A 26,044-nucleotide genomic window follows, 5' to 3' on the forward strand; every position below is an offset into this window, starting at 1 on the left:
AAAAGAGCCAGCCATTCTTGAAGAGATCACCGATGATGCAATCCCCATTTCGCGTGCCGATCGTCATTCGCGGCCAGGTGCTGGACGACTGCGCGCTGGAATTCGGCGCACGCCTCGACGGCGTGCGCTTCGCCGTGCCCGACCTCATACCGCACCTCTCCGACCTGCTGCTACGCAATCCCTCGCAGATGGCCGATCTCCATGCGCTGCGCTTCGAGGACATCGTCGCTTACCTCGCGCGCCTGGGTGAGCGTCTGGACATCCACCGCAACGCACACCTGCAGGCCGCCTATGAATTGTCGCGACGCACCTCCGGCCTCTCGGAGTCGATACTGCGCCACTTCTACGAGGCGATTCCTGCATCGTTCCTGCCCGCCGTGGTGCGCGAAACCGCCGACCGTCTCGTGGGTATCGACTACCTCGAAGGTTGGGTACCGCAACCGTCCACCGTGCATACGGGCGAGCCCACGCGCATCCGCGCATTCGGCGCGCGCTGCGTCCACGTGATTGCCGGCAACGTGCCGATGGTCGGGGTAGGCACGGTGATTCGCAATGCATTCACGCGCTCGGACGCCATCATCAAGACGCCATCGAACGATCCGCTCACGGCCACTGCGATTGCGCAGACGATGATCGATATGGAACCCGACCACCCCCTCACGCGCCATCTGAGCGTCGTCTACTGGAAAGGCGGCGATGCGCGTGTGGAGCGGGAAATCTACGATCCGCGCGCGGTGGAGAAAATCGTCGCATGGGGCGGCTTCGCAAGTATCAAGCACATCTCCGGCTACCTCCAGCCCGGGCTCGATTTAATCACACTCGATCCCAAGCACAGCGCAACGCTCATTGGTGCGGAAGCGTTCGCCAGCGATGAAACGCTTCGGCACGTCGCGAAGCGCCTGGCCGTCGATATCGGCGCAATGAACCAGGAGGGCTGCGTGAACGCCCGCGTGGTGTACGTGGCCTCCGGCACGGACGACGCCGGGCTCGAGCGCATCGAGCAGTTCGGACGCCTGACGTTCGAAGCGCTTCAGCAGTTGCCGCCGCACCTGAGCACACCGCACAAGGCGTTCGACACCGCGCTCAAGGACGAGATCGACGGCCTGCGCTTTGCCAGTGATGAATATAGGGTGTTCGGCGGGCGCCGCAACGAAGGCGCGATCATCGTCTCGCGCACTGACGCGCCCGTCGACTTCGCGCGCGCCCTCGCCTGCCGGGTCGCGAACCTCGTACCGATCGACGACGTGGATGTGGCCGTGCGCTCGGTCAACGCGTACACGCAGACAATCGGCATCTACCCTGAAGCGTTGAAAGTGCGCTTGCGTGACCGTCTCGCATTTCAGGGTGCGCAGCGGCTCGTCTCGCTCGGCGCGGCTGCCATCTTCGAGGATGCAGCCACGCCGCAGGACGGTATCGAACCGGTGCGGCGCATGTGCAAGTGGATCGTCGAGCAGACTAGCGACGCCACGATGCTCGAGCAGCTTGCCACTGGCACCCATTCTTTAAAGGAGTCCTGATGGAAGCACTTGCCGAAGACCTGATGCACGACCCGAAGTCGTATCTCGACGCACGCTATGACGACGGATTCCGGCTCACGCGCGCGCAACTCGACGCTATTCACCTCAGGGGCGCGCAACAGCGGTTCGAAGCGCTGCGCGAGCGCATTCCCGTGTTGCGCAAGCTCGCTGAAGAACAGGAGGTGGAGCGCATCGCATCGCTCGACGACGTGGTGCCGTTGCTGTTTCCGCATACGGTCTACAAGTCGTATCCGTTCTCGATCATCGAGCGCGGCCAGTTCGAACGCTTGACGCGCTGGCTGAGCGGACTCACCGCGTGCGACCTGAGCCGCATCGATCATGCCGGCATCGACTCTATCGACGCCTGGATCAAGCGACTCGACGAGAGCACGGACCTGCGCGTGCTGCACACGTTCGGGACGAGCGGCAAGCTGTCGTTCGTGCCGCGCACGGCGTCGCAATGGATCGAGGCGAACCGCCTGACCACGCATTGCGTGCGCGACTGGAACGGCCCGGACTCCGGTCCCGACCTGTACGGCGCGCGCATGCCGATGATCCAGCCAGGCTATCGGCACGGAGCAGGCGCGACCTATCGCGGCGTCGGACAGATGGTCGAGCGCTGGGCCGGCGGCGACGACAACGCGCTGTTCCTCTATCCGAACGAATACTTCAGCGCCGATATCGCTTCGCTGGCAGGGCGTTTGCGCGCCGCGGAAGCGCGCGGCGAGCAAGGCCGGCTGGAACTCTCGCCTGCGCTGCTGGCGCGGCGCGAAGAATTCGCCGCGCGCGAACAGGCACGGCCGCAGCGCATGAAGCCGTTTCTCGACACGGCGATCCAGCGATACGGCGGCCATGACATCTGCCTGTTCGCCGTCTGGCCGATTCTCTTTGAATGGGCCGAGGAGGCGCTTGCAACCGGCGTGCGCGGCGCCTTCGGCACGGGCAGCGTGCTGATGAGCGGCGGCGGCAACAAGGGGCGCGCGCTTCCCGACGACTACCGCGAACGGATCTTCACGTTCCTCGGCTTCGAGCGCGTATTCGAGTTCTACAGCATGAGCGAACTCATGGTCAGTTGCCCGCGCTGCGAACACGGTCACTATCACGTGCCGCCGGTGCTCGTCCCCTTCGTTCTGGACCCGGAAACCGGCAAGGCGCTACCGCGCGAAGGCCGCCAGACGGGCCGCTTTGCTTACCTCGACTTGCTCCCGGACACCTACTGGGGCGGGCTCGTCAGCGGCGATGAAGTCACGATCGGCGGCTGGGACGAACCGTGCGAGTGCGGGCGTCACGGTCCCTGGATCGAAGCCACTGTGCGCCGCTACAGCGAGCAACAGGGCGGCACTGACAAGATCAATTGCGCCGGCGCCCCCGAAGCACACGACCGCGCCGTCGAGTTCCTGCTCTCGACGACGCAAAACTCATTCGAATAACTTTGCACAAGGACGAATCACGCCATGAAGCAACACAACTCCAATCGCGACCTGCGCGTCGTTGTACTCGGCGCGGGCATGTCGGGCATCCTGAGCGGCATCAAGCTGCTCGAATCCGGCTACCGCGATGTCACGATCTACGAGAAAGCGACTCGCGTGGGCGGCACGTGGCGCGAAAACACCTATCCGGGCTTGACCTGCGATGTCCCCTCTCACGCCTACACCTACTCTTTCGAGCCGAACGCCGAGTGGACCCGCCAGCTGCCGCCGGGCGCCGAGGTCCAGGAATACTTCGAACGCACGACCAGAAAATATCAGGTGAGCGAACTAATTCGCTTCGGTCAGGAAGTGACCCGCTGCGCGTTCGTCGGCGGACGCTGGCATCTGGAAACGGCCAGTGGCCTGCGTGACGAGGCCGACGTGGTGATCGCGGCCACCGGCGTGCTGCATCACCCGCGCACGCCCGACATTCCTGGCTTGAAGAGCTTTGGCGGAGAGTTGCTTCACAGCGCGCGGTGGGACCACTCGGTCGCGCTGGACGGCAAGCGCATCGGCATCGTCGGCAATGGGTCGACCGGCGTGCAACTGGTGTCGGCACTCGCAAGCCGCGCCGGGAAACTCAAGCACTTCCAGCGCACCGCTCAATGGATCATGCCGGTGGAGAATCCATCGTTCACCGAAGAGCAGAAGCAGGCGTTTCGCGACGATCCCGCGCTGCTCAAACGCATGCAAAACGACGAAACCTATCTCGCCAACGTCGAGCGCTTCACCACCGCCGTGGCCGATGCGACTTCCCCCGAAATCGCCACCATCGAAGCGATCGTGCTGGAGAACCTCGAACGCAGCGTGCAGGACCCCGTGCTGCGCGAGAAGCTGCGCCCCAACTATCGGGCGGCATGCAAGCGCCTGATCTTCTCGCCGGATTACTATCAGGCGATCCAGCACCCGAGCGCGGAACTGGTGACCGAAGGCATCGAGACTGTCACCCACAAAGGCGTGCTCACGCGCGACGGCGTCGAACATGAACTCGACGTGCTGGTTCTGGCCTCCGGCTTCCACGCGGACCGGTTCATGCGGCCGATGCAGATCACCGGGCGCGATGGCAGGCGTCTCGACGACGTGTGGGCCAAAAGGCCTCACGCCTACCTGGCGATCTCCATCCCCGAGTTTCCGAACTTCTTTATGCTCAACGGCCCGACGAGCCCGGTTGGCAACTTCTCGCTGATCGACGTGGCGGAAAAGCAATGGGGTTATATTGCGCAACTGCTCGACTTGCTGCGCAGCGGCGTTTGCACGGAAATCTCCGTGAAGCAGGATTCGCTTGATGCCTATGAGGCCGCGCGCCTTGCGGCCGCGAAGAACACGATCTTCGCATCGGGCTGCAAGAGTTGGTACCTCGACGGCGAAGGCGTGCCCGCGAGCTGGCCCTGGAACTACGCCCGCTTCAGGGAGGTCATGGCAGCACCGGATCTTTCCGCCTTCGAACGGACGCCCGCGCGCGCTGTATAGCACCGCACAGCGCCCTGTAGTGCCGTATGGCGCCTGGGAAAATAGATAGCAGAAATGCTTCGTTGGTGGCGGCAAACGGCCTGATTACACTGCGATCCATCTTGTCATGACAAGTGGATCATGCCCAAAACGAATCTCCAGGCGAGCGCACCGCAGCCACTCCACGCGCGCATCAAGGACACCCTGCGCACGCGCATTCTCGACGGCACCTACGGCCCGAACAGCCAGATGCCCTCCGAGTACGCGCTGTGCGCCATGTTCGGCGTAAGCCGAATTACCGTGCGCCAGGCGCTCGGCGATCTGCGCAACGAGGGGCTGGTTTTCCGGGTGCATGGCAAGGGCACCTTCGTTTCGAAGCCCAAGGCATTCCAGAACGTGACCTCGTTGCAGGGCTTCGCGCAAGCGATGTTGTCGATGGGGCATGAGATCGTCAATACGCTGCTGGCCTTACGCATCGTCGAGGCCAGTCGCTACATCGCGCAAAAACTCGATCTACCGGAAGGCGCACGCGTAGCCGAAATTCACCGCGTGCGCCTGCTCGATCGCGAGCCCATCTCGCTCGAGCTGACCTGGGTGTCGGAGCCGCTCGGCAAGCGCCTCGCGAGCGCAGACCTTGCCACTCGCGATATTTTTTTGATCCTCGAAAACGACTGCGGCGTGCGGCTCGGCCACGCTGACGTGTCGATCGACGCCATGCTCGCCAACGACGAGATCGCCGACGCGCTGCACGTGCAGGAAGGCAGCCCGGTGCTGCGCATCGAGCGCACCACACACGATGTGCAAGGCACGCCGATCGATTTCGAATACCTCTACTTTCGCGGCGATGCGTTCCAGTACCGCCTGCGCGTCGACCGCGAAAAAGCCCCTGCCTGCGCAACTACGTAAGGAAACTGCAATGAACACCGAAATACTCGAATACGACATCGTGGTAGTGGGCGGCGGCACGGCTGGGCCCATGGCCGCGATCAAGGCGAAGGAGCGCAATCCCGAACTGAAGGTGCTGCTGCTCGAAAAAGCCAACGTCAAGCGCAGCGGCGCGATTTCGATGGGCATGGACGGCCTGAACAACGCCGTGATTCCGGGCCACGCAACGCCCGAGCAATACACGCGCGAAATCACTATCGCGAACGATGGCATCGTCGATCAGGAGGCCGTGTACGCTTACGCGCAGAACAGCTTCGCGACCATCGAACAACTCGACCGCTGGGGCGTGAAGTTCGAAAAGGACGGCAACGGCGACTACGCGGTAAAGAAGGTCCATCACATGGGCGCTTATGTGCTGCCGATGCCCGAAGGCCACGACATCAAGAAAGTGCTGTACCGCCAGCTCAAGCGTGCGCGCGTGAGCATCACCAACCGTATCGTGACCACGCGCGTCCTCACCGATGCGCAAGGCGCCGCGTGCGGCGTCATGGGCTTCGACTGCCGCACGGCGCAATGCGTGGTGGTGCGCGCGAAGGCCGTGATCCTGTGCTGCGGCGCGGCCGGACGCCTGGGCCTGCCCGCCTCGGGCTATCTGATGGGCACCTACGAGAATCCCACCAACGCGGGCGACGGCTATGCGATGGCGTACCACGCGGGCGCGGCGCTCACCAATCTGGAGTGCTTCCAGATCAATCCGCTCATCAAGGACTATAACGGCCCCGCCTGCGCCTACGTGACGGGTCCGCTCGGCGGCTTCACCGCGAACGGCAAGGGCGAACGCTTCATCGAATGCGATTACTGGAGCGGCCAGATGATGTGGGAGTTCTACCAGGAACTGCAAAGCGGCAACGGTCCCGTGTTCCTGAAGCTCGACCACCTGGCCGAGGAAACCATCCAGACCATCGAGCAGATCCTGCACACCAACGAGCGCCCGAGCCGGGGACGCTTCCATGCGGGACGCGGCAACGACTACCGTACGCAGATGATCGAGATGCACATTTCCGAAATCGGCTTTTGCAGCGGCCACAGCGCATCCGGCGTGTATGTGGACGCACGCGCGCGAACCACGGTGCGCGGCCTCTACGCCGCGGGCGACATGGCCGCCGTGCCGCACAACTACATGCTTGGCGCATTCACCTATGGCGGCTTCGCCGGGCACGACGCCGCCGACTATGTGGCCGACCGCGAGCACGCGCCGCTCGATCACGCGCAGATCGACGCCGAGCGCGCACGTATTTACGCACCGCTCGAACGCGAACACGGCCTCGCGCCCGCGCAGGTCGAATACAAGCTGCGGCGCATGGTGAACGATTATCTTCAGCCGCCCAAGGTCACGCGCAAGATGGAGATCGGCCTGCAGCGCTTCGACGAAATCGCCGAAGACATCGGCGCGATCAAGGCCCATAACCCGCACGAACTCATGCGTGCAGCGGAAGTACGCGCGATTCGCGATTGCGCGGAAATGGCCGCGCGCGCGTCGCTGTTTCGCACCGAAAGCCGCTGGGGGCTCTATCACCATCGTGTCGATTATCCGCAGCGCGACGACGCCAACTGGTTCTGCCACACCGACCTGCGCAAGGACGCCAGCGGCCGCATGACCTGCGAGAAGCGCGCCATCGCGCCTTATGTCGTGCCAGTCGACGCCGCCGATCTCGGCGCATACAGCCGCATGCGCATCCAGCGCGAACGCGCACCCGAACCGGCGGAAGCGCTTTGAGCCCCGCTTTGAACTCACTCCCGAACGAACGCAGCGAGGAAAACACCATGAGTTACACGCCCCACGACATCTTCCAGCGCAGCAGCGCAGCGGTCACGATCGACGAGTCGCTCTGCATTGCCGACAAGGGCTGTACCGTATGCGTCGACGTCTGCCCGCTGGACCTGCTGGCCATCGACATGACGAAGGGCAAGGCCTATATGCAATTCGACGAATGCTGGTACTGCATGCCTTGCGAGCGCGACTGCCCCACGGGCGCAGTGAAAGTCGAGATTCCGTATCTGCTGCGCTAGCCGTGGCGCGACTACATTCGGACTCTACCTCTCGCATTAATTTCGGATTCCATATCGATAAAAAGTTATGACCGACTCTATTCAATTGAATGCAGCGCCGCCCGAAGCGGCCGGCGCGCTCACCCGTCTCGCGGCCGCCGACGCCGCCGTGCGCCGCATCGCCGTGCTGGATCTCGGCGATCTGGAAGACAGTGCACTGATTGCGCCACTGATAGCAGCATTGCGCGACGACCCCTCGCCCGAGGTTCGCCGCGAAGCCGCGTCCGTGCTCGCATCGTGGGAACAGGAAGACGTGGTGGAAGCGCTCTGCGCCACGCTGCTGGACGCCGACCCGGGCGTGCGCGAAGCGGCCCAGCAAGCGCTCGCCGAACTCAAGGAGCCCGGCTCGGCGCGCGTGCTGCGGCGCTGGGCGGCGCGGCCCGAACCGTTCGCGCGGCGCGCGGCGTTGCGCGGACTGCGCGAATTGCGCGACGCGGCGGCCTTCGAACCCGCGCAAGCCGCGCTCGCCGATGCCGATGCCGAGGTGCGTCTCGAAGCGGTAGCCGTGCTCGGCTGGCTCAAGGACAGGCGCGCCGTGGCGCCGCTCGCGGCGCTCGCTACCGGCGACGCGCATGGCGCGGTGCGGCGCGCTGCGGTGGGCGCGCTCGGCTTCGCCGCCGTGAACGAGGGCCATGCAGGCAAGGCGCTGCTCCACGCGCTCGCCGATGCCGACTGGCAAGTCCGCGAGGAAGCCGCGACCACACTGGGGAAATTGCGCCTGCCCGCCGCTCGGGACGCACTGATCCATGCGCTCGCCGACGACTACTGGCAAGTGCGCCTGCGCGCGGTGCGCGCGCTGGGGCGCATCGGCGATGCTCACGCCGCGCCCGCCGTGAGCGCGTTGCTCGTGCATCCAATCAGCAACCTGCGCAAGGAGGCCGCGCTCGCGCTGGGCGAGCTTCCATCGACATCGAGCCTCGCGCCATTGCAGGCAGCACTCGACGACCGCGACCCGGAAGTGCGCAAAGCCGTGCGGATCGCATTGCAGCAACTCGCGGGGCGATTCGAAGGCGGTGCGCCATGAACGTGCCTCTGGAAGTCCGTTGCGAAACGGGCGCGCTCATTCTCGTATGGTCAGGCGGCCTGCGCCAGCATCTTCCGCTCGCGAGTCTGCGCCGCGCATGCCCCTGCGCGGGCTGCCGCCGTGAGCGCATGAATGGAAACACGGGGGCGAACATGGGCGACCGCGCCGGCGACACCGCACATGAAGATCTCACGCTGACCGGCATTGTCCCGATGGGCTATGGCGTGCAACTCGTCTTCAGCGACGGCCACGACCGGGGTATTTTCCCGTGGGCATGGTTCGAACACTTCGCGGCCCCCATTCAACCAGCCACGCCCGACCACACATCGGCACCGACCACGCGCACCGCGACGGGCGTCAGCGCAGCACCTTCGCACGGTCCCTCGATGCAGTGACCGTTCTCGAAAGCAAACAGCGCGCTGTGATGGGCGCACATCAGCACTTTCGATCGATACGTGCAGACCTCGCCCGGCTCGAAATCGAGTCGCACCGAGAAATGCGGGCAGCGATTGACATACGCCCACACGGATGCGCCGCGCCGCACGACGACGACCGCACCGTCGCCGGGCGAGTCGTCCACGACGCGTGCGCCACCGTCCGGCACGTCGTCGACGCAGCACAGAAAGCGAGCGCTCATCACTCAAACCCTCTGCTCAGGATTACCCACATTCCAGTCCCACGGCCGGATCTCGACACGTTCGAACACACCCGCCAACGTATACGGGTCGTCGCGCACGAAGCGCATCACGTCGTCGTAACCCTCGGCCTCGACCACGAGCAAGGTGCCGTTGTGCCCATCGCATCGCGGCGCGAAGGTCGATCCGCCGAGCCTCACGAACACGCCGTGCTGCGGTGCCGAGCGCAGATACGTGCGATGCACCGCCCGTATGCGATCGCGCACCTCGCGCATGCCCGGCTTGTCGGTGGCGAATACCGCGTAGTAGCGGGTCGACGGTCTCATGCGCGTTCCAGCACGAAGTCGTAGCAGGCCTCACGAAAGCCACCCTCGAAGCCGAACTGCTGTGCGTTCGCATCGCCCGCCGCGCGCTCGCAATAGTCCACCTGCAACGACGGCTTCACGCCGAATACGGCGTCCGAGTCGAGATACGGGTCGTGCCGGTTGAACAGATGCGTCACGAGCGTGCTGTGGCCGGGCGCCGTGATCATGAAGTGCAGATGCGCGGGCCGCCACGGGTGCCGCCCTGTCGCCTCGAGCATGCGGCCCACCGGGCCGTCGGTGGGAATCGGGTAGCACACGGGCACGATGGTGCGGATCGCGTAGCGGCCCTCGGCGTCGGTGCGATAACGGCCGCGCAGATTGCCGTGCGGTTGCTCGGTGTCCTGCCCCGAGTACATGCCGTTCTCAGCGGTTTGCCACACGTCGAGCAGCGCGTTCGCCACGGGTGCGCCTTCGGTCGTCAGCACGCGGCCGTGCACGATCGCGGGCACGCCCGGCGTGAACGCCATGTTCTCGCCATAAACGCGCTCGGGCATGCCTTCGATGTAGAACGGGCCGAACACGGTCGTGTCGGTTGCGCCCGTCGCGTAGCGGTGATTGATCGCGTCGACCAGCATCGACACACCGAGCGTGTCGGACAACAGGATGAACTCCTGACGCACAACGCCGTCGCACATCTGCCCCGTCTCGGTGAGAAAGCGGATGGCCGCGAACCACTCCGCCTCGGTCAGTTCCACTTCGCTCACGAAAGCGTGCAGATGCCGCACGAGACTTTGCATCAGCGTGCGCAGGCGCGCGTCGGACGTATTCGCGAAGCGTGCCACGACCTGTTCCGTCAAGGCCTGCTCGGCCTCGTTTCCATGCATCGACATGGTTGTCTCCTTTCGTCTTTCTCGCGCGCCGCTCGCACAGCCGGGCCCGGCTATTGCGGTGCCGCACCTTCCCACGCGCGCTGCAGCAACGCGCGGATCGCCTCGCGCTCCAGCGCGCGAGGATTGGGATACGCATTAGTACAGGCCAGATCGGCCGCTTCGTCGAGGCCCGTTTCGGGCATGCCGATGTCCTTGAGCGCCGTCGCAATGCCCAGTGACGCGTTCAAATCATAGAGCCGTGGCCCCGCCTGCGCCGCCTGCTCCGCACCGAGCGCGCGCGCCACGCGATCGAGCGCCCGTGGCGCGGCCGCGTGGTTATAGTGCGCCGTATGCGGCAGCATGATCGCATGCGTTTGCGCGTGCGGCAGATTGAACGTGCCGCCCAGCGTGTGGCAAAGCTTGTGATGCAGCGCCATGCCCACCGCGCCGAGGCAACTGCCCGCGAGCCACGCGCCGTAGAGCGCGCGGCCGCGCATCGCCGGATCGTCGGGACGCTGCACGACGGCCGGCAGCGACTCGCCCAAGGCGCGAATCGACTCTTCGGCCATCAGGCTGATCACGGGATTGGCATCTTCCGCGTAGAGCGCCTCCACCGCGTGCGCCATCGCATTGATGCCCGAGGCCGCCGAAATGCCCGCGGGCAGCGACACGGTCAGCGACGGATCGTAGATCACCGTGCGCGGCAGCACGCGAAAATCGCGCCCGGTCTTCTTCAGGCGCCCTTCGGTGAGGCCGTAGATCGGCGTCATCTCCGAACCCGCATAGGTGGTGGGCACCGCGACGATCGGCAGCGACGATTCAAGCGCAATGGCCTTGCCGAGGCCAATGGTCGAACCACCGCCCACGGCCACGCAGCATTGCGCGTCCAGCGCCGCCGCCTTTTCGCAGGCGGCCCGCGCGACTTCCACGGGCACATGCATGACCGCCTCGGCGTGAATGCCCGCGGCACGATCGCCGAGCAAACGCGCGACTTCCTCGGCGAGCGGGCGCTGTTCAGGTGTCGAGAGAATCAGCGCGCGGCGCGCGCCGAGACGATCCACTTCCTCGGGCAGCCGCGCGAGATTGCCCCAGCCGAATACCACGCGCGACGGCAAACCTTGATAGACGAAGCGATCCATACGAGCCTCAGCGCTTGAAGTGCGGCGGCACCTGGGCGTCCACGTTGACCCACACCGAGCGGGCCTCCGTGTAGTCGTGCATCGCCTCAAAGCCCATTTCGCGCCCGTAGCCCGACTGACCGACGCCGCCGAACGGGCTGCCCGGGTTCACGCGCTTGTAGCAATTGATCCAGCACATGCCCGCGTCGATCTTGCCCGCGATGCTGTGGGCACGCGACAGATCGCGCGTCCAGAGGCCGCTGCCGAGACCGTATTCGGTGCCGTTGGCAATGGCCAGCGCCTCTTCGTCGGACTTGAAGCGCAGCACGGTCACGAACGGGCCGAACACCTCTTCCTGAGCGATGCGATCTTTCGGCGTCTTCGCCTCGATCACCGTGGGGCGCACATAGTAGCCATTCGCCAGCGCGGGGTCCTGCGGTGCGCTGCCGCCCGTGAGCACGCGCCCGCCCTGCTCGCGCGCCAGCTCCACATAAGCCTTCACGCGCTCCAGATGCTGCAGCGACGTGAGCGGCCCCATCTCCGTTTGGGGATCCAAAGGATTGCCCACGCGAATCGACGAAGCGAGGTCGACGAAGCGTTCGAGAAACGCGTCGGCAATGCGCTCGTGCAGCACGAGGCGCGAGCCCGCGATACAGGCTTGCCCCTGATTGTGGAAGATCGCCCAGGCAGCGCCATTGATGGCGGCATCGAGATTGGCGTCGTCGAACACGATGTTCGCGCCCTTGCCGCCCAGTTCGAGTTGCACGCGCTTCAAGTTGCCCTGCGAGGCCTCGACGATGCGCCGCCCCGTGGCCGTCGATCCCGTGAAGGCGATCTTGCCTACACCGGGATGCTCCGCAAGCCGTTGCCCGGCTGTGTGGCCATAGCCCGGCACGATGTTGACCACGCCCGCGGGGAAGCCCACTTCCGCCATCAGCTCGACAATGCGCAGCGTGGAGAGCGGCGTGATTTCCGAAGGCTTCAGCACGACCGTGTTGCCGGCTGCGAGCGCCGGGCCCATCTTCCAGCTCGTGAACATAAGCGGGAAATTCCACGGCACGATCTGACCGACCACGCCAATGGGCGCGCGCTGCACATAGTTGAGAAAGCCCGTTTCGACCGGAATCACCGAGCCTTGCAGTTTGTCGGCCATGCCGCCGAAGTAGCGAAAGCAGCCCGCCGTGCGCGGCACGTCGAGCGCGCGCGAATCGCGAATCGGGTGCCCCGTGTCGAGCGATTCGAGTTGCGCGAGCTCTTCGGCGTTGGCTTCGATGGCGTCGGCGAGGCGCAGCAGCAGGCGGCCACGCTCGGCGGCGGGCAGCGCCGCCCACTTCGGGAACGCGCGCGTGGCGGCGGCCACGGCAAGATCGACATCGGCAGCGGTAGCCGCGGCGATCTTCGTGATCAGCGAGCCGTCGTGCGGATTGAGCACGTCGATGGTGCCGCCTTCGACGGCGTCAACGAAACGGCCGTCGATGAACAATTGCGTTTGCATGATTAAATCCTTGATTGATGCTTTGTCATGCTAAATAGCTGCACAACTCGTTCAGAACTCGACCGGATACGGCTTGAGATCGCCGCGCTCGTAGCGCTTGGGCAAGTCGGCCGTGGCGTTCTCCCACACGAGCAGCATCGAGCGCTTGGTCGAGTAGCCTTGGTGGCGAATGTCGGCGGGCATCGCGCAGATGTCGCCGGCGCGCATCGTAATGCGAGCGCGCGGCGTGCCCGTGCTCTTGTCGCCGATGTCCCAGACGATTTCGTCCGAGAGCTGCAGGAACCATTCGACGCGGTCGTTGCCGTGGAAAACCGGCAGGATGTACTCCTCCGTCGTCGGGCAGAACAGGCTCTGGCCGCACACCGAAGTCACGGACGGATTCCACGTGACGTCCGAACGCGAGAGGTACTTGAAGAGATTGAATGCGTGCAGCTCGCCTTCGAAACCCGGTTCCACGTGCACCTCGGGGTTGTCCTGGGGCACGTCGGCGAAGGCGCGGTTCACGGGCAGGTCGTCGCGCAGCGGCGAATCGCCTTCGAGGCCCGGCATGCGGCGCGTGGCAATGCGCGTGCGCTCGATCGCGGCGTCGTTATCGCCGTGCTTGCGGCCAAACGCGGTGCCGGTTTCCTCGGGCGCGGCGAACGGGTCGAAGCCTTCGTTGGTCCAGTCGTGCAGGATTGCCTTGAAGGTCGCCATGATGGTGGGCGTTTCGAAGGTCTCGGTATAGTCCACGCCGGCATCCTTCATGATGCCGTTGAACGAACCCGCATACACGTCCACCTTGCCGTAATGGTTGCGTGTGCCGAACACGTGGTCGAAATTCACCCAACCGTAGAAGAAGCCCCATGCCACGTCGCGCATCATTGCGCGCAGGAAGGCATCGGCGGGAATGGCGTGGGTGCGGGTCTGGCCTTTCGCGGGCCACAGCACCTTGACGAAATACTCGTCGCGCGTGAATTCAAAGGCGCCGAGCTTGAAGCGGCAATAGCCGGTCACGGCGTCGGGTTCGCTCGCGCATACGGTATCGGCGGCGAAGCTTGCGAGGTGATCGTGGTTTTCGAGGCTGGCCATGTCTGTGTCTCCTGGGGATGATCGGTTCGTGTGTGCGAGTTCAGTGCAGGCAGATATCCGCCCACTTCTGCACGGAGAGCGCGCCGACCATGGTCTGCACGAGCGCCACGCCGCTTTTCTGCGCGCTGAAGCGATACGCGCAACCGGCCGGCAGCAGCGCCTGGTGGCCACGGCGCAGCACCACATGGCCCATCTTGCGGCCCGCGGGTTGCTCGCCTGCTGCGACCGTTCCCGTGCCGTCCTTCGGCGGGTGATCGAGCTTGATGAAGTCGATGCGCACCTCGCCGTCCATCAGGATTGCGAACTCATCGTGAGCGCAGGCGAACCAGCTCGATTGACCTTCCGTGCGCAACACCTCGATCACGTATTCGAGGTTCTTACCGACCACGACCTTCTCGTAGGGCGCCGACTGCGCGGCGACTTCGAAGACGTTCGAGAAAACATAGTGGCGGGCGTCGCCGCTCGTGATTTCGATCTCGCCTTTGCGGTATTGCTCGAGCGAGCCGAACACGGTGTGGAATGACGTATCGGTCATGGCTGTCTCCTGTTCCTGTTTTGGAAGGTGTCGTTGCGTTCAACTTTAGGAGCACTGCGCACAGACAACAACCGGCGCCCGGGCGACTATGGCATTCGCGTTTCGCAAATAATCAAAGGTGATCGCGATCAAAGCAAACGTTGACGCAACGTGAACCCGGCGTCAACGCACCCAGCCGCGCTCGATCAGCGGCACGTCCCACGCGGGCTCGGGGCCCAGATACTCCGCCAGGAATTCCACCAGCGCCTTCACCTTCAGCGCCTGGCGCTGAGTGGACGGATACACGGCCGCAAAGCTCAACGAAGAAAGGTGGTAATCGGTGAGGATCGGCACCAGCGCGCCCTCGAGCAGCGCAGCGCTCGCCACAAGCGTAGGCAGGCACACCACGCCGCCGCCCGTAAGCGCGTAATCGCGCAACAAATGCACCGAATTCGAGCGAATCATGCCAGGCAGCTCCAGCTCCACGACCTCATCGCCACGCGTCATCGTCCAGCGATTGCGCGACGGATAGCCCGAATAAAGCGCTGTGGTGTGCTGCAGCAATTCACGCGGATGTTGGGGTGCGCCATGCTCCGCCACATAAGCGGGCGTGGCAACAAAGAGCCGCCGCACCGTAAAGAGCCGTCGCTCGATCAGCGACTCGGAAATCGGCGGAAAGATCTGAAACGCCACATCGAAGCCTTCTTCGATCGGATCGACCACGCGGTCGTTGACGATCACATCGAGCTGAATGCCCGGATAGCGCCGATTGAACTCGGCAAGCGGCGCACCGAAATGACCCAGCGCAAAACCCGGCAGTATCTGGATGCGCAGCCGCCCCGTGGGCGTGGCGCGCAGCTCGCGCATCTGGTCGGTCAGCTCGTTCACGCGCCCCACCACCTCCGCGCATTCGCGATAAAACGCCTCCCCGACTTCGGAGAGGCGCACATGTCGCGTGCTGCGATGAAAGAGCGGCGCGTTGACGAACTTCTCCAGTTGCTGGATACGGTTCGTCACCACCGAACTGGTCACGCCGATCTGCCGGGCTGCTTCCGCAAAACTGCTCGTTTCCGCCACGCGTACAAACGCTTCAATACTCAGGAATCGGTCCATGCTCCTCTCTTCTTTATGGGTTCGGGCCATCCAAGTATAGGGCCCGACTCTATTCCGCCGCGCCGCGGCGGCATCGGCGGCGTGGCGGGAGAGGACAACGTGAATGACCCGTTGTGATTACTCGGCCTGCCCGGTAACGGCGATCTGCGCGGCAGAGACCGCTGCCTCGCGGCGGCGCAGCATGGCCGGCGCCGTTTCCTTGAGCAGCAGGCTCACTAGCACACCCAGCACGACCGCGCCAATGGGCAGCCACAAGATGTTCTGGATACCGAAATGTGCGGCCACGAAGCCGGCCAGTGCCGGCGCCACGCCGCCGCCAAAAATTTCACCCGCGCCCACAACGAGACCGATCGAGGTCGAGATCATGCCGAGCGGTGCCGCCTCGGTGGCGATCGGCCCGGAAAGCAGCGAAACGAGACCCAGCGTAAAGAACGACGCCGCGAACAGCACCGCGAAAAGTTCCAGCGGCTGCGCGCCGAGGCCGCGAAACACGATCAGCATGATCGCCGTGCCCACGAAGCCGATGACGCTGGCGAGACGCCGGCCCAGTAGATCGGAAAGCCCCGGCAGGCCGAACTGTCCGATGAAACCGCCAAAGCCGATGGCCGACGCCACCACGCCCATGTGCTGCGTGTCGAGCTTGAGGTATTGCATGAGGTAGAGCGGCAGCATCGCGCCGAGCACGAACACGCCCGTCATCGCGCAAAAGAGCGCCACCATCGCCACGGGAATATTGCGGCTGCGGATCACGTCGCGCCAGTGGCCACGCTCGGGCCCGCCGGCTTCAGGCGTCGCGACGGCCTTCGGTTCGCGAATCACCCGGTACATCAGCAGGCCGAGAATCAGCCCCGGCACCGAGACGAGTGCGAACACCCATCGCCAGCTCATCATGCCCAGCAACTGCGTGGCGATAATCGGCGCGAGCGCGAGCCCGAACAAGGCGAAGCCGCTTTGCTGCAGCCCGAGATTGAAGCCGCGGCGCTTAGGGTGCGAGGCATCGGCCGTGGCCGCGAAGCTCGTCGGGCAGAACGAGCCCTCGGCCACGCCCATCAGCGCGCGCACGGCCAGCAGGCTCACGAAGCTGCCCGCAAGACCGGAAAAGCCCGAGAGCAGCGAGAACGCGATGATCGCCGGAATCAGCACCTTGCGCCGGCCCACCTTGTCGGACATGCCGCCCATGACCACCGCGAACACGCCCCACGAAAGGCCGAGTATGCCGATGCAGTTGCCCACGTCCTGGGCGTTCAGGTTCAAGTCCTGCATGATGGACGGGAACAGCGGCGCGATCAGCCAGCGGTCGAGGCCCACGAGGCCGAAGCCCAGCGCCAGCAATGTCACGGCCTTGCGCTCGTAAGCCGTGTCCCATGTGTTCGGTTTCATCTCTGTCTCCTTGGGCCGGCCGGGTGCCGCGCCATCGGTCATGTTCGAAAACGGTGGCCGACGCGACGTGCGCCATTACGCTGGACGCTTTCGACATCGGCATCGACGTCGCAAAGATAGTCGCAAGCGCCCCGTAATCAGTACCGGATAAGGTCCGAATACGTCATTCGCGAATCGCAAACAATCGGGCGCGCCAGGCCGCCAGGCAAGGCGGCCGGGGCGCCGTGAGTGGAGCGTGCAGCAGGTATTGGCGCGACGCGGCCACCCCAGGACAATCACGGGTAGACGTGCGCTTGCGCGCCTGGCGGTGAGCATTCAGCGCATGAGATTAACCAGCCCGAGCGCCACGCCCGGCACGAGAATGACCACCACGAGCGCGATGATGTTCGCGCAGAGGAACGGCACGGTGCCGCGAAAAATGGTGCGAATCGACAACTCCGGCAGCATGGTCTTCACCATGAACACGTTCATGCCCACGGGCGGATGAATCATGCCGATCTCCATCATCATCGCCACGTAAATCCCGAACCAGATCATGTTCGCACCAAGCGGCTGCACCACCGCCGCGAACACCGGAATGGTGAGCAGCATCATCGCCAGCGCTTCCATGAGCGAGCCGAGCACGATGTAGATGCAGGTGATGACCGCAATCACGCCGATCAGCGGCAAATGCAGCGCGTGAATCCAGGCAACCAGCGTAGCGGTGAGGCCCGAGAGCGTGATGAAGTTTGCGAACACCATGCCGCCGAAGGCGATGGCGAAGATCATCGCGGTGGTCTTGCCCGCTTCCACGAGCGACTCGAACAAGAGCGCCCAGCTCAGCTTGCGGCGCAGCCCCGCGAACGCGAGCGCGCCGGTCGCGCCCACGCTCGATGCTTCGGTAGCCGTGAAAATGCCGCCATACAGGCCGCCCACCACGATCAGGAACAACGCGAGCACGCCCCAGATCTTGCCGAGCTTGGCGAAGCGCGTGGGCCAGTCCACCCGCTCGCCGCGCGGGCCTTTGGCGGGATCGCGCCGCACCGTCCACCAGATCGAGAGCAGAAACAGCGAGCCCAGCAACAATCCCGGGCCGATCCCCGCGATAAACAGCTTGCCGATATCCTGATCGGTCAGTACGCCGTAAATGAGCAAGGGAAAGCTCGGCGGAATCAACGCCCCCAGCGTGCCGCCCGAACTCACGCAGCCCGCCGCGAGGCTGTCTGCGTAGCGGTGGCGGCGCATGGGCGGCATCGCCACCTTGGTCATGGTGGCCGCTGTGGCGATCGAGCTGCCCGACATCGACGCGAAGCCGGCGCAGGCCAGCACCGTAGCGTGCGCAAGGCCGCCCTTGAAGTGGCCGATCCATGCGTTGGCCGCGTCGTAGAGTTCCTCGGCCAGATCGGCCTTGTAGATGAACGTGCCCATCAGGATGAACATCGGCAGCACGGAGAGATTCTCGTTGGCCGCGAGGTCGGCGATGGTCATGCCGGCCATCGCGAGCGCGGGCTCCCAGCCGCGAATCAGCGCAAACGCACCCACGCCGATGCCGAGCATCGCAAAGCCGAGCGGCACCCCCACGAATGCAAACAGAAGCACGGCGGCGAAGCCGGAGAGTGCGAGTGTCATGGCGTTTCCTTGCGGCCGAGCGCGGCGAAGTGGTCAGCGATGAGCGCGAGCAGCACGATCAGCGTGACGCCCGAAAGTGCGCTCATGTAGTAGCTGAGCGGCGCGAGCGGCCATTCCAGCACGGTCGTGGTGATGCGGTTGCGCGCAAGGTCGGCGCCATCGCTTGCGAGCTGCCAGGTCATGATGCCGACTGCCGTAAGGCTCACGAGCAGCACGAACAGGTGTTGCAGCCAGCTGCCGAGACGCCCGAAGCGGCCGTGCAGCAGGTTCACCGTGATGTGCTGCTGGCTCAGCGTGACGAGCGGAAACGCCGAGAAAATGAGGATCGCCATGGCAAAGCGCACGATCTCGGATGCGCCGCGAATGGGTGCGGAGAACCAGTACCGCATGAACACATCGCAGAACGTGATCCCCATGATCGAGAGCAGCACGAGCGCGACGACTGTGCCGAGCACGCGCCTCAGCCAGCGCGAGGCAAATCTCTCGCGCACGGCCGGGGCGATCGCTTCGGGCAGAGGCGAGACATCGAATGGTTGACTGAGGCTCATCTTGCCTCCTGCTTTGCTTCGTTGCGGTAGTAGGCGAGCGCGGCGGCGCCGTCAACGTGCAGTTGGTCCGCGCGGGCGACCCATTGCGTGTCCATGGGCTGCGCCAGCGCGCGAAGCGCGTCGACAAAGGCCGGTGACGGCAAGATCAACTTGAGCCCGTTCGCGACGGCCTCCTGGCGCGCAAGGTTGTTGGACGCGTCGATCACGGCCATGCGGCGCGCGAACGCCTCACCCGAAAGCGCGGTGATGGCCGCGCGGTCGGCCGGTGAGATCGACGCCCACACCTGCCGGTTCACGAACAGCGAAAAGCTCGGCGCGGTGATGCCGCCCGGCACCGTCGTTTCGTAGCGCGCATAGCGGACCACGTTAAAGCGCGCAGCGTCCATCTCGGGGATGCCGACGAAGCCGTCCACCGTGCCGCCCGCCACCAGCTCGCTCATTTTCGCGGCGGGCGTGGCGACCACGCCCGCGCCGCCCCGATCCATCAGCGTCGAAGCAACACCTGGCAGTGCCCAATATTTCACGCCCTGTATCGCCTGAAGCGACGTGACGGGTTTCTTGAGGCTATAGATTTCACCTGCCGGAAACACCACGAGCGCGAGCAGATGAACGTCGCGATACTCGCCGGCCTGCTCGAAGTATTTTTCGTAGGTCCGCCAGAGCGCGACCGACATGCCCTCGGCGGACGAGGAGCCGAGCGGCAGATGCGCGAGCTGCACGAGACTTGCCTTGTTCTGGATGAGGCCGTTGAAAATGTAGGCGCCATCCACGATGCGCTTGCGCACGACGTCCCACTGCTGTTGCGGCGAACCGATGCTGGTGGGCGGAAAGACGATCTTCACGCGCCCCTGCGTGACGCGCTCGACGTCCTCGGCCCACGGCCTCATGACCTCGACGTTGAAGATATGCTGTGGCGGCAAAAAGGCGTTGACGACCAGCGTCGTGGCGGCATGCGCCATGGCTGGCAACGCCATCGCCAGCGCCACAAGATGGGCTGCGATGAGGCGATACATGTTGTCTCCTGCATGTACGAATAGTTATTTGCCTGCTCTACCGCTGTGGGGGGCGGCGCCCCTTCCCGCTACGTCCTGCCACGTTCCGCCGTCACCAGTCGCCGAGCAGAATGCCGCCCTTCTCGGAAACTTCCGTCCAGCGCTCGACGAAGCGTGCGGGCGCGGTCTGCCGCAAGGTGCGGTGGCGCAGCCAGTCGAACAGACGCTCATGCATTTCGGCGCGCACGCCCGCGTGTTGCGCATCGCGGCCCAGGTCGTTCAGTTCGTCGGGGTCTGCCGCGAGATCGAACAGTTGCGGCGCGAAGCCGTCGTAATGGATGTATTTCCAGCGGCCGTCGAACACCATGAAGCAGCGGCAGCCGTCGAGACTGCGCCCCAGCAGCGTGCGCGTACGCGAACGAAACGAATAATCGAACTCGCTAAAAACGGCATCGCGCCACGTCACGCCGGTTGCGCCATGCAGCAGCGGCTGCAGCGAGCGCCCTTCGACGATATGACCGGGAATCTCCACGCCCGCTGCATCGAGGAACGTGGGCAGCAGATCGATTGCCTCGACGAGCCGCCGCTCGACCGTTCCGCGCGTGGCGTCGGCCTCGGGGCGCGGATCGACGACGATGAGCGGCACGCGCGACGATGCATCGTGAAAAAGCTCCTTCTCGCCGAGCCAGTGGTCGCCCAGGTAATCGCCATGGTCGCTCGTAAACACGATCATGGTGTCCTGGTCGCGTCCGGTTTCGCGCAGGAACGCGAACAGGCGGCCGAGGTGATCGTCGATCTGCTTCACGAGCCCCATGTAGGTGGGAATGACCGTCTCCCGCACCTCGTCGCGCGCGAAGCTCACGCTCTCGTCGTGGTGCATGAACGCGCCGACCACCGGATGCGGCTGCTCGCGCTCGTCCAGCGTGCGGGCGGCGGGCTTCACATGCTCGGGGCCATACATATCGTTGTAGGGCGCCGGCGCCATGTACGGCCAATGCGGCTTGATCAGACTCAGGTGCAAGCACCAGGGCGCGTCGCCCTGCTCGCGGATGAACGCCATTGCGCGGTCGATCATGTACGGCGTTTCCGAGTGCTCCTCGCTCACGCGCGCCGGCTTCGACGCATGGCGCATCTTCCAGCCGCTCAGAATCTCGCCGTTCGGTCCCTCGGCGGAATTTGCATAGTCATGCCAGGGATTGTCGCCTTCGTAGCCCTTGCTGCGCAGGTACTCGCAGTACGGCGTTTCGACACGCTTGCCGAAGAGGCCGGGGTGAATGCCATCGTCGCGATCGAACGGCTCGAAGCCGCACTCTTCCAGCAGTACGGCGCCCGGCGACTCATGGGTCATGCCGAGCCGCTCCATACCCGGCCTGTCGGCGACCATGTGGGTCTTGCCCGCCAGCGCGACACGCATGCCGCGCGTGCGCAGGTAGTCGCCGAGCGTCAGTTCGCCAACGGGCAGTGGCACGAAATTCCAGTACGCGCGATGACTCGCCACGTAGCGGCCGGTGTAGTACGACATGCGCGACGGCCCGCAAACCGGGCTTTGCACGTACGCGCGCTCGAAGCGCACGCCGCGCTGCGCGAGCGCATCGATATTGGGCGTTTGCAGCGTCGGGTGGCCGTAGCAGGACAGGTAGTCCCAGCGCAACTGATCACACATGACGAACAGGATGTTCCTGACTGTCTCCATCGCTTGTCTCCTTGAGTTGAGGCAAGCGTAGAACAGCCCATTTACGCGACCCAGCAATTTCTGAGAAGATTTCACTCAGTGAAACGCAAAGGATTTGGCCATGTGGTCGCCGAAAGTCAAAACCATCGACGCGCTCGAACGAGGCCTCGTCACGCTCAAGACCCTGCAAGAGTTGCAGGCCGCGAGCCTGCACGACCTGCATCTGCACACCGGCATTGCGAAGGCCACGCTGCTACGCATTCTTCTGACGTTAGAGCGGCAGGGGCTGATCTGGCAGCGGCTGGCCGACGGGCTGTTTCGCCCGAGCTACACGCTGCAGGCGCGCGCGCGGCGCATCGACAGAGTGGACCACCTGATCGAATGCGCGGCACCGGAACTGGATCAGTTGCAGAGTCGCATTCTCTGGCCATCGGATCTCGCCGTGCGGCGCGGCACGACGATGGCGCTGTGCGAGTCGAACCGTACGCGCTCGTACTTCCTCGTCAACCGCGACAAGCTCGGATATGAGATCAACATGCTGCGCTCGGCGGTCGGACGCGCGTATCTGGCGTTTTGCCCTGATGAGGAGCGCGAGGCGCTGCTCGCAGCCTTGCGTGCGGGTCAGCGGCCCGGCGATGAGCGTGCGCATGACGGGCGTTATGTCCGGCAGTTGATTAATGAAACACGGCGGCTTGGGTATGGTTCGCGTGAACGCAACTTTGGCGGTTCGTATAACCAGTCGCGTGCGCAGTACAACGACGGTCTGTCCGCGCTCGCCGTGCCGATCGAGGCGCCCGATGGCTCGATTGCCGGCTGCGTCAATATCGTTTGGTTCGAACGGCTTTTTAAGGTCGAGGATATGGCGGCGCGCCATCTGGATGATCTTCGTGCCGCAGCCGCGCGGATCGGAGAGCGCTTGAGCGTTGAATAGCCCGGATATGGCGGCTTGCGCCGCGATTTTTCAAAGATTGGCCTGACACAACGACATCATGCGCTGCACCATGGTCGACGCCTCATTGAGTTCCATGTCGTTCGTGAACAGAACCGAGACGCTGGAAAGCCGCACGGCAATGCCGGCGCCCAGCAAGTCGCGGCTTGCGATCTTGAGCGCTAACTGGCCGAGGCGGACGCGATCGAGCCAATGCATCGTCAGGCCGCCCTTTTGCAGCCATTCGCGGCAGCACGAAACGACATGATCGACGCGCCACTCCTGCGTCAGGGCGTAAGACGACGCGGCAACGGCCACAAGGTAGCAAAGCAGGTCCGCGCGGGCGCTGCTCGCTTCGACGAATTCCGTTTTCACTGGCTTGCTGTCCCTGTTTTCAGACATGGATTCCATACCTATGGCCGGACCTGCCAAAAACAAGCATTCTGCATCGAAATGGCTCGCGCCGGTACATCGCTCCGCCAACATTTCATCACGCGAAAAGTCGGCGTAAACAAAATGCAATAAAAAATACGCCGCATGCCCGTTGAATTAAATCCCGTTAATAAACGCGGAGAATTCTCGAGTACGGCGACATTGCTTTCCTGGCCTCTTTTCGGCCCAGGCACGCCAATTGCTGATGCGCCCGCCGCACCCGGCAAGCCTCGCCTCTCGACCAGATTCGAACTCGTTGTATCAGGAATTTTTTCATGAACAAGAACAAAACGCACCTTTGCGCGCTGCTGTCGACCGCGATTTTCGCCACGTCCGTCGCTACACTCGCGCCTGATGCACACGCGCAGCAATACACCACAGACTGGCTCGCCAACACCTACGGCACCCTCGCGGCACACGTGGGCAATGGCGCACGCTCGATGTGGGTCGCGCCCGAAGGCGTCATCTACACGGCATCGTTCTGGGACGAGAACGAAGGCGGCATGGCCATCTATCAGAACGGCAAGAGCATCGGCTCGATCGGCTTGCATAACGAATTCCAGGGCGGCGCCATCACCGGCAACTCCACCTCGATCTTCGCCGCCATGCAGGCTGGCACCGCCTATGGCAGCGGCACGGTCGGACGCTACAACCGCGCGAGCGGCCAGCGCGACCTGACCATCAACGTGAGCGCATCGAAGTCGATCAGCCGCGCCGATGTCATCACGGGCCTCGCCACGCAAAACGCGCTGCTCTACGCGAGCGACTTCCCCGGCAACCGCGTGCGCGTCTTCACGACTGATGGCGCGTGGCAGCGCGATATCCCCATCGCGAGCCCGGGCGCGCTCGCGCTCGACAGCGCGGGCAACGTCTGGGTCGCGCAAATGAGCGCTGGAACGATCGTGGAATTCAGCCCCACGGGCGCGCAATTGCAGACGATCCAGATGCCCGCGGGCGCGCAGCCCTCCGCGCTCTACGTCGATGCATCCACAGGATTGCTAATGGTTGGCGACGAAGGCCCCGACATGAATATCAAGCTCTACAGCCTCGCGGGCGTGCCCACGCTCACAGGCACCTTCGGCGTGACGGGCGGCTACCTGGACACCACGACTGGCACCAAAGGCCAGGTGGGCGCCAAACGCTTCACGCGCATCACGGGCATTGGCAAGGACACGGCCGGCAACCTTTACGTGCTCAACAATCCTTGGGGTGGCGCGTGGGACCTCGGCCGCAACGGCGGCACCGATATTCACGCCTACGATCCCAACAGCAATCTGCTCTGGAAGCTCCAGGCGCTGAACTTCGAAGGTGTGGCCGCGCCCGATCCAGCCACCGACGCCACGCTGTTCTATAGCGGCACGGCGATATTCACGGGCACGGCGGGCGGCACCTTCGTCGCCAATACGGTGGATCCCTTCACCTACCCGAACGACCCGCGCCTGAACATGAACGACACTCAGCGCGACGAGCACTTCGGCCAGCTCGCCTCGGTGGGCGGCAATCGCATTCTCGTGGCGTCCGGCCAGAACCCTGCAATCTTCTACTTCTTCCACTTCAATCCCGCGAGCGGTTACATCGCGATTCCCGACGGCTCATTGCCCGGCACGCTGTTCAATACGAAAATCGCCGTCACGGGCGGCTTCTGCATCGACAGCAAGGGCGACGTGTGGGCTGGGCTCGATCGCACGAACCACATCTATCACTACCCGCTCTCCGGTTTCGACGGCACAGGCAAACCCTCATGGGGCCCCGCCATCACCCTTTCGACGCCCATGAGCGCGCGGCCGATCACGCGTATCGTCTATCAACCGGAAAGCGACACGATGATTCTCGCGCAAGGGCTGGCTGGAAACTGGGACTGGACCGCCATGAACGGCCACATCGAGGTGTATCACGGCTGGGGAGCAGGCAATCGCACGCCGGGACCGGTCATCAACCTCACCAGCGCCAATCCCAAATCGATGGCGGCAGCGGGCAACTATCTGTTTGTCGGCTATGTGCATACCGTGCCGAATATCGACGTGTTCGATCTCACGACAGGCCAGCAGGTCACCACGCTGATCAACGCGAATCCCGCCACCATGGACGTGGGCAACGACGTGGACTCGATGTATGGCCTGCGCGCGTATTTAACCTCCAGCGGGCAGTATGTGATTACGAAGGACAATTACAACGGCAGCAGCGTGGTGGTGCAGCGGTGGACACCCTGAAACGCGGCCATTGAATTTTCGAGACGATCAGTCTAATATCGCGTTCATGAACGATCCAACCGTCAAGCCGCGCCGCGGCCGCCCGCCGAAAGACCCGCGCGCTCACGCCGACACGCGCGAATTGCTGATTCGCGCGGGCCTGGAAATGCTGACCGGGCAAAGCTTCGCTGCCACGGGGCTCGACGCCATGCTCAAGCGCGCCGGTATTCCGAAGGGCTCGTTCTATCACTACTTCGAGAGCAAGGAAGCCTTCGGCCGCGAACTCATGGCCGCTTACGACGGCTACTTCTGCGCGAAGCTCGACCGCTGGCTGCTCGATGAAACGCGTCCCGCGCTGGAACGGCTCGGCGCGTTCGTTGAAGACGCGAAGTCGGGCATGGCGCGTCATGACTTCACGCGAGGCTGCCTCGTGGGGAACCTGGGCGTGGAAGTCGACGTGCTTCCCGAAGACTTTCGGGAACGCCTGGAAGATGTCCTGCAAGGCTGGCAGGCGCGCGTGGTCGCCTGTCTGCGCGATGCGCGGCGCGAAGGCGCGATCCCGAAGCATGCCGATCTCGACGCGCAGGCCGCGTTCTTCTGGATCGGCTGGGAAGGCGCCGTGCTGCGCGCGCGACTGGTGCGCGACGCTGCACCGCTTGATACGTTTTTCCGAGGTTTTATCGCCGGGCTGAAATCCACGCAGTAGTGGATCAAAGAAACGC

General features: G+C 64.2%; 25 protein-coding genes. 11 read left to right on the forward strand and 14 right to left on the reverse strand.

Translation table 11 applies throughout. The features are described 5' to 3' along the window. The first annotated feature begins 32 nt into the window (after nt 1-32). The 8 genes from HV773_RS10285 to HV773_RS10320 all read left to right on the forward strand — a co-directional run bounded on the left by HV773_RS10285 (nt 33) and on the right by HV773_RS10320 (nt 8,848). Nucleotides 33-1,517, forward strand: coding sequence for an acyl-CoA reductase (locus tag HV773_RS10285; RefSeq protein ID WP_246282261.1), 1,485 nt, complete (start codon nt 33-35; stop codon nt 1,515-1,517). Further along, entirely contained in the window at nt 1,517-2,947 is a 1,431-nt protein-coding gene (locus HV773_RS10290; protein ID WP_175195006.1) for a long-chain-fatty-acid--protein ligase, read from the forward strand. The genes HV773_RS10285 and HV773_RS10290 overlap by 1 nt, the downstream gene beginning before the upstream one ends. A 24-nt stretch (nt 2,948-2,971) precedes the next feature. Continuing rightward, nucleotides 2,972-4,456 (forward strand): flavin-containing monooxygenase, encoded by a 1,485-nt coding sequence (locus HV773_RS10295; protein WP_175195008.1) that lies wholly within the window; start codon nt 2,972-2,974, stop codon nt 4,454-4,456. Nucleotides 4,457-4,576: 120 nt separating this feature from the next. After that, nucleotides 4,577-5,341: a GntR family transcriptional regulator gene (locus tag HV773_RS10300; RefSeq protein WP_175195010.1), complete on the forward strand. Its 765-nt coding sequence runs from the start codon at nt 4,577-4,579 to the stop codon at nt 5,339-5,341. A 10-nt stretch (nt 5,342-5,351) separates the two neighbouring features. After that, nucleotides 5,352-7,097, forward strand: coding sequence for a fumarate reductase/succinate dehydrogenase flavoprotein subunit (locus HV773_RS10305; protein WP_175195012.1), 1,746 nt, complete (start codon nt 5,352-5,354; stop codon nt 7,095-7,097). Nucleotides 7,098-7,144: 47 nt separating this feature from the next. After that, nucleotides 7,145-7,390, forward strand: coding sequence for a 4Fe-4S dicluster domain-containing protein (locus tag HV773_RS10310; RefSeq protein WP_175195014.1), 246 nt, complete (start codon nt 7,145-7,147; stop codon nt 7,388-7,390). A 67-nt stretch (nt 7,391-7,457) separates the two neighbouring features. After that, a complete protein-coding gene (locus tag HV773_RS10315; RefSeq protein ID WP_175195016.1) occupies nt 7,458-8,453 on the forward strand; it encodes a HEAT repeat domain-containing protein in 996 nt (331 codons plus the stop codon). Continuing rightward, nucleotides 8,450-8,848 (forward strand): DUF971 domain-containing protein, encoded by a 399-nt coding sequence (locus HV773_RS10320; protein ID WP_175195018.1) that lies wholly within the window; start codon nt 8,450-8,452, stop codon nt 8,846-8,848. Before HV773_RS10315 ends, HV773_RS10320 begins: the two co-directional genes overlap by 4 nt. Here HV773_RS10320 and HV773_RS10325 read toward each other — a convergent pair. The 13 genes from HV773_RS10325 to HV773_RS10385 form a co-directional block, all read right to left on the reverse strand. Further along, nucleotides 8,755-9,090, reverse strand: coding sequence for a Rieske (2Fe-2S) protein (locus HV773_RS10325; protein ID WP_175195020.1), 336 nt, complete (start codon nt 9,088-9,090; stop codon nt 8,755-8,757). The two genes, HV773_RS10320 and HV773_RS10325, sit on opposite strands and share 94 nt — an antisense overlap. 3 nt (nt 9,091-9,093) lie before the next feature. Further along, complete coding sequence (locus HV773_RS10330; RefSeq protein WP_175195022.1) at nt 9,094-9,414, reverse strand: YciI family protein; 321 nt, start codon at nt 9,412-9,414, stop codon at nt 9,094-9,096. Continuing rightward, entirely contained in the window at nt 9,411-10,283 is an 873-nt protein-coding gene (locus tag HV773_RS10335) for an intradiol ring-cleavage dioxygenase (protein ID WP_175195023.1), read from the reverse strand. Before HV773_RS10335 ends, HV773_RS10330 begins: the two co-directional genes overlap by 4 nt. Before the next feature lie 50 nt (nt 10,284-10,333). Next, entirely contained in the window at nt 10,334-11,401 is a 1,068-nt protein-coding gene (locus HV773_RS10340; RefSeq protein ID WP_175195025.1) for a maleylacetate reductase, read from the reverse strand. A gap of 7 nt (nt 11,402-11,408) precedes the next feature. Next, nucleotides 11,409-12,875: an aldehyde dehydrogenase family protein gene (locus tag HV773_RS10345; RefSeq protein ID WP_175195027.1), complete on the reverse strand. Its 1,467-nt coding sequence runs from the start codon at nt 12,873-12,875 to the stop codon at nt 11,409-11,411. A gap of 51 nt (nt 12,876-12,926) precedes the next feature. Continuing rightward, a complete protein-coding gene (locus HV773_RS10350; RefSeq protein ID WP_175195029.1) occupies nt 12,927-13,946 on the reverse strand; it encodes a hydroxyquinol 1,2-dioxygenase in 1,020 nt (339 codons plus the stop codon). Nucleotides 13,947-13,986: 40 nt separating this feature from the next. Next, nucleotides 13,987-14,481, reverse strand: a complete 495-nt coding sequence (locus HV773_RS10355; protein WP_175195031.1) for a cupin domain-containing protein — start codon at nt 14,479-14,481, stop codon at nt 13,987-13,989. 162 nt (nt 14,482-14,643) lie between these two features. Then, complete coding sequence (locus HV773_RS10360; protein ID WP_175195033.1) at nt 14,644-15,573, reverse strand: LysR family transcriptional regulator; 930 nt, start codon at nt 15,571-15,573, stop codon at nt 14,644-14,646. 117 nt (nt 15,574-15,690) lie between these two features. Next, nucleotides 15,691-16,953, reverse strand: coding sequence for an MFS transporter (locus HV773_RS10365; RefSeq protein WP_175195034.1), 1,263 nt, complete (start codon nt 16,951-16,953; stop codon nt 15,691-15,693). A 315-nt stretch (nt 16,954-17,268) separates the two neighbouring features. Continuing rightward, nucleotides 17,269-18,561 carry a TRAP transporter large permease gene (locus tag HV773_RS10370; RefSeq protein ID WP_175195035.1) on the reverse strand — a complete coding sequence of 431 codons (1,293 nt, stop codon included), beginning with the start codon at nt 18,559-18,561 and terminating at the stop codon, nt 17,269-17,271. Beyond that, nucleotides 18,558-19,109 (reverse strand): TRAP transporter small permease, encoded by a 552-nt coding sequence (locus tag HV773_RS10375; protein ID WP_175195036.1) that lies wholly within the window; start codon nt 19,107-19,109, stop codon nt 18,558-18,560. Before HV773_RS10375 ends, HV773_RS10370 begins: the two co-directional genes overlap by 4 nt. Continuing rightward, nucleotides 19,106-20,122, reverse strand: coding sequence for a TRAP transporter substrate-binding protein DctP (gene dctP / locus HV773_RS10380; protein WP_175195037.1), 1,017 nt, complete (start codon nt 20,120-20,122; stop codon nt 19,106-19,108). The genes HV773_RS10375 and dctP overlap by 4 nt, the downstream gene beginning before the upstream one ends. A 91-nt stretch (nt 20,123-20,213) precedes the next feature. Further along, on the reverse strand, nt 20,214-21,794 hold the full coding sequence (locus HV773_RS10385) for an alkaline phosphatase family protein (protein WP_175195038.1): 1,581 nt from the start codon (nt 21,792-21,794) through the stop codon (nt 20,214-20,216). Nucleotides 21,795-21,894: 100 nt separating this feature from the next. Here HV773_RS10385 and HV773_RS10390 point away from each other — a divergent pair, with 100 nt between their 5' ends. Beyond that, entirely contained in the window at nt 21,895-22,704 is an 810-nt protein-coding gene (locus HV773_RS10390) for an IclR family transcriptional regulator domain-containing protein (protein ID WP_175195039.1), read from the forward strand. A gap of 30 nt (nt 22,705-22,734) precedes the next feature. Here the strand turns inward: HV773_RS10390 and HV773_RS10395 are convergent, their stop codons facing one another. Then, entirely contained in the window at nt 22,735-23,103 is a 369-nt protein-coding gene (locus HV773_RS10395; protein ID WP_175195253.1) for a hypothetical protein, read from the reverse strand. A gap of 305 nt (nt 23,104-23,408) precedes the next feature. On the opposite strand from HV773_RS10395, the gene HV773_RS10400 reads away from it, so the two are divergent. Together HV773_RS10400 and acuR are read left to right on the forward strand one after the other, a co-directional pair. Continuing rightward, the gene (locus tag HV773_RS10400; protein WP_175195040.1) at nt 23,409-25,343 is read left to right on the forward strand and encodes an SMP-30/gluconolactonase/LRE family protein; all 1,935 of its coding nucleotides are present in this window, start codon (nt 23,409-23,411) and stop codon (nt 25,341-25,343) included. 46 nt (nt 25,344-25,389) lie between these two features. After that, a complete protein-coding gene (gene acuR / locus HV773_RS10405; protein ID WP_175195041.1) occupies nt 25,390-26,028 on the forward strand; it encodes an acrylate utilization transcriptional regulator AcuR in 639 nt (212 codons plus the stop codon). The last annotated feature ends 16 nt before the right edge of the window (nt 26,029-26,044 follow it).

The sequence above is a fragment of the Paraburkholderia caffeinitolerans genome, assembly GCF_902859945.1.
Lineage (GTDB): Bacteria > Pseudomonadota > Gammaproteobacteria > Burkholderiales > Burkholderiaceae > Paraburkholderia > Paraburkholderia caffeinitolerans.